General features: G+C 46.5%; 4 protein-coding genes. All 4 read right to left on the bottom strand.

The genetic code is table 11. From position 1 onward, the window contains the following. Positions 1–849 (bottom strand): hypothetical protein (locus AB685_RS26750; protein ID WP_047973635.1); only part of this gene is annotated, 849 nt, incomplete at its 3' end. A 21-nt stretch (positions 850–870) separates the two neighbouring features. Beyond that, a complete protein-coding gene (locus AB685_RS26745) occupies positions 871–1,107 on the bottom strand; it encodes a hypothetical protein (RefSeq protein WP_047973634.1) in 237 nt (78 codons plus the stop codon). Beyond that, positions 1,107–2,771, bottom strand: coding sequence for a class I adenylate-forming enzyme family protein (locus AB685_RS26740; RefSeq protein WP_047973633.1), 1,665 nt, complete (start codon positions 2,769–2,771; stop codon positions 1,107–1,109). Before AB685_RS26740 ends, AB685_RS26745 begins: the two co-directional genes overlap by 1 nt. 21 nt (positions 2,772–2,792) lie before the next feature. Then, a complete protein-coding gene (locus tag AB685_RS26735; protein ID WP_047973632.1) occupies positions 2,793–4,349 on the bottom strand; it encodes a carboxyl transferase domain-containing protein in 1,557 nt (518 codons plus the stop codon). Between the last annotated feature and the right edge of the window lie 193 nt (positions 4,350–4,542).

Here is a 4,542-nt window from a genome sequence, read left to right as displayed (position 1 = left end):
TACCCCAATCATCAAGATCCCAAAAAGAAGCATACTGATGTTTAGTGATAATTTGGCAGACCGAGCATTTGTCGCCGTAAAGATCCGCATGACGAGATGTGGCGTGACACAAACCGCCGTCGCCCACGTGACGAAGGCACCAATATAGGCTGCTACAGGAAGGGTCGCTCCAACGACACCTAGTGCTGGATTTTCGTTCGTAGCATTCACAAAAAAGCTCGACCAATCAATTGGTAGATTAACAATACCTGCAATCACGACTGACGAGATTAAAAACACCATCATTGCTCCTTGGAGAATATTCGTCCACGTTACTGCTAACATCCCACCAAGCGATACATAGAAAATAAACACGAGCACGATGATGACAAGCCCCCACTCGTACGATAAACCCGTCACATAAGAGGCGATCAATCCGCCTGCTGTCATTTGTGACATTAAGTACATCGCTGACCCTATGATAATCACTATGGGCACAGCTATTTTGAAAAACAATCCACCATATCGATCATTGAGAAACTCCGATACAGTAAATTTCTGTGAGTTTCGGAGTGGCTTTGCAACTAAGACACTGGCTACCGTAAAGCCAACAATCGAACCCGCGCACATCCATGCTAAAAATGGAAAACCTAAATTCCAGATCGTCCCGGCCCCCGCCATGAACGAACCTCCACTCCCCAACGCAGCTAACATCGCCAGAGAGTTGACACCTGTACCAATCTTTCGTCCCGCGACATAGTAATCTTCTATCCCCGTTTGTGATTGTGAAATTCGTCGCTGACTATAGATTCCAATGACAATTAGAAAGAGTAAATACACAACCATGATCGAAAGCTCAACCGTCTTCAATGCAACTCCCCCTCGGATTCCTTACGTATCTAATGACTGTTTCGTATCAGCAGTAACCTTCGTCTCTTTGCTTCGCATAATTAAATAGATTGCGATTACCGGTGCAAGGATGTGCAAGCCATATGCACCCCACGCTTGCAAAGTGATGTTCAAAATCATCACGTCATAGCTCCATGGTAAAAAGAAGATCACTGCATAGATAATAATCGCGACAAGAAAGATCCCCTCACTTTTCGGTAGACGGTACCAGTTTCCCATTACGCCTCACTACCTTCCTTTAGTAAACGTCTTAGTACTTTCCCTKAGCTCGTTGCCGGTAATTGACTACGAAATTCAACAAAACGAGGGTATTTATAAGCAGCCATTTTCTCTTTTGACCATTTAATAATCGCGTCTTCTGTCACCTCACTCGCTTCGGCTGCTTGTGGAACGACAAAGGCTTTGACACTCTCGCCACGCACCTCGTCCGGCACACCGACTACAGCCACTTGGGCAATCGCTGGGTGCTCCATCAGCATCGCTTCGACATCTTCAGGAAAGACGCTGTATCCAGAGCTTTTAATCATTTCTTTCACTCGGCCACTAAAGAATAAGTAGCCATCTTCACTAAAATAGCCAATGTCGCCTGTATGAACCCAGCCATCTCGTAAGGTCTCTCTTGTGGCATCTGGACGATTCCAATATCCTTTGAACACTCCTGGGCTTTTGATCACGATCTCACCAGCTTCGCCAACAGGCTGATCTTCACCCGTTTCCATCTGCACGATGCGGATGTCGGTATTAAATACCGGAATACCACAGCTGCCAAACTTCACTTTATCAGCCGGCATAAACGTATCGCATGTATGAGTCTCACTAAGCCCATAGGAAGCTTCATACATCTCACATCCACCGGTTGCATCTTTCCATTGCCCTGCAAGCTCTTCGGTCACAGGAATACCAAAGCTCGTCGCTAAATTCCGTCTTAGTGAGCCGAGCTGTCTCTCCTTTAAGCCTGGATACTGCAAGAGACCGGCATTCATCGGGGCGACACTATACCATAAACTGACCTGATATTTTTCGATTGCCGTTAACACAGCCTCTGGCTCAAATTTTGTTAGCAATACACAGGTCGTGCCTGAATAAACAGGGATATTGACACCCATAACCATTCCGGCAATATGGCATAACGGCATCACTGCAAGCCAAATATCATCAGGCCTTGCTCCATTCGTTTCAACAGCCGCTGCCGTCTTAAATAAAGCGTTTTCAAAAGTGAGCATAGCTCCTTTCGGTCGCCCAGTTGTCCCTGAGGTGAACACCAACAACGACACATCTTCACTCAAATCAAAGGAGCGATTTAAAGCAGTCGTTGGATACTCCTTTAAAATATCGTCTAAGTCATAGGTCTCACTGAACACACGCTTGTCGAACAGGCAATCATTCGGAAAGGCATATGGTCTCTCGCTTGGCAAAAAATCTCCGTAATTCGTGGTCACGACGACTTCAAGAGAAGGTGTATGCCCTCGTATCGCTTCCACTCGTTCATACAATTCATCGGCACTGACGACGACTCGCATACCGGATTCATTGATTAAATACTCGAGCTCCGTTTCCTTATACATCGGGTTTAGCGGACAGACGATCGCCCCAAGTTTCTGCGCCCCGTAATGCGCGATGATATTCTGCGGACAATTTTGCATGAATAGGCCAACTCGATCACCACGTTCTAAGCCCTTTTCAACGAGAAAATTGGCAAATTGATTACTAGAATCGTTGAGTTCCTGCCAGGTAATCTCGCGACCATAATAAAGGTAAGCAATCTCTTCAGGTCTATTTTTCGCATGATCTTGTAAGTAATGATGAAGCGGCTCCTTCCCTAATCGATACGTTAACTCTTTCGGCACATCCTCCGGCCAATTTTGCATCCATACATTTTCCATGCTTCGCACCCTCCTTAGTTATTAAAAGCTGGTCGGCCAATTGGCTAATAATCGTTGACTTTTTGAACCGTTATTGACACAGGCATACTCGAGCATCTGGCATAAGTACTTTCTTGTATCGCGCGGGTCGATCACATCATCAATCATGAATTTCCCTGCCGCCTTATATGGTGAGCTATCAAAGCCCCACGTCTTCAGTAATTCCTCCCGCGCTTGTTTCGGATCATCTGCCTCCATCAACTTACGACCGTAGACGACGTTCACTCCTACTTCTGGTCCGGTAAAATTAATCTCGGCACTTGGCCACGCCACCACAGAATCTGCCCCCATTGTTGGCCCGCACATATTTCCATACGCTGCCCCGATGCTTTTCCGTATCACAACCGAAAGCTTCGGTACGGTCGCTCTCGCTAACGCTTGATTCCACTGCATAATCTTACTTGGCACCTTCTTTTTCTCAGCCGAGCTGCTTACTCGAAACCCAGGAATATCGTGCAAGAAAACGAGCGGGATATGGAAGGAATCACATAAGCAAATGAAATCCGTAGCCTTATCGCATTCTTCAGGACCACTTGAGCCGGCAAACATCATCGGCTGATTAGCAACCACTCCGACCACTTGACCATTTAAGTGAGCAAGAGCTGTAATTAATGATCGTCCAAATAACGGCTTCAGCTCAAAAAAGTCACCGTCATCGACGATCATGCTAATTAGCTTTTTCATGTCATACGCTCTCGTCCTTCTTGTCGGGACGAAATCAATTACTTCATCTAAGCGACGATTCGGGTCATCCTTCGTTTCCTTCTTCGGTGGCTCTTGGTCGGCATTAAGGGGCATGTAGCGAAAGAATGCTTTCATCGCCTCAATCGCCTCTTCCTCCGAGTCGGAGACATGATCGGTTTGCCCCGTCGTCTCAGCATGAACCTTCCAGCCACCTAGCTCCTCCGGTGTAATCTTCTCGCCAGTAGCTATCTCAAGCATTCTTGGACCCGCTACCGCCATGCAGCTCCCCTTTACTTGCGTCACGAAGTCAGATGAGACGGCAAGCCAAGTCGGCCCCCCATAACTATCACCTAAAATACTCGAAATCATCGGCACCTTACGACCAATCGTTAGGAGATTTTGCGGAAATAACTTATCACTAATCCCATCTGATCCCATTCCGTCCGGCATCCGTAGCCCGCCGCCTTCTCCAAGGTTAAAAATAGGGAAGCCGCGCTTTAGTGCATACTCATGCAATGCCTCTGATTTCTTAATATGAACGGATCCTTCCGTGCCAGCAAACACCGTTTTATCAATTGCTTCGACGACAACAGGACGTCCGTCTATTTTCCCAAGTCCGCAAATAATCCCATCACCGGCGCTTTTTTGTTCAGCACCAGGAAACTCCGAGTGACTAAGGCCTCCGATTTCTATAAAACTACCTGGATCTAGTAACTTCTCAATCCGCTCTCTTGCTGTATAAAACCCGGATTGATGGTGGCGATCAATCTTATCCTGTCCTCCCATTAACCTCGCTCGTTCTCTTCTTTTCTCAAGATCTTCTAGTAGTTGATCCATCGTAATTTCCTCTTGCATCGTAATCCCTTCCTTCTTGCAAATTAGTTACATACTCTGCTCCATTTGTATCGATTGATCGCTTGCAATAAAAAAGCAAATTGAAAGCGAGGGTGATTGGTGATCTGCCATGGCTTCGTCTGACAGCTCTGATTGAATTGAGTCAGCACCTGCGCTAACAGTTTAGAATCGTTGTACTTCATCGTTAAAAACG

The organism is Bacillus sp. LL01 (assembly GCF_001037965.1).
This window is presented reverse-complemented; position numbering and strand designations above follow the sequence as displayed.

Excerpts from the sequence above, each read along its gene's own strand:
- AB685_RS26745 (WP_047973634.1), bottom strand. The coding sequence starts at position 1,107 with ATGGGAAACTGGTACCGTCTACCGAAAAGTGAGGGGATCTTTCTTGTC.
- AB685_RS26735 (WP_047973632.1), bottom strand. The coding sequence starts at position 4,349 with ATGCAAGAGGAAATTACGATGGATCAACTACTAGAAGATCTTGAGAAA.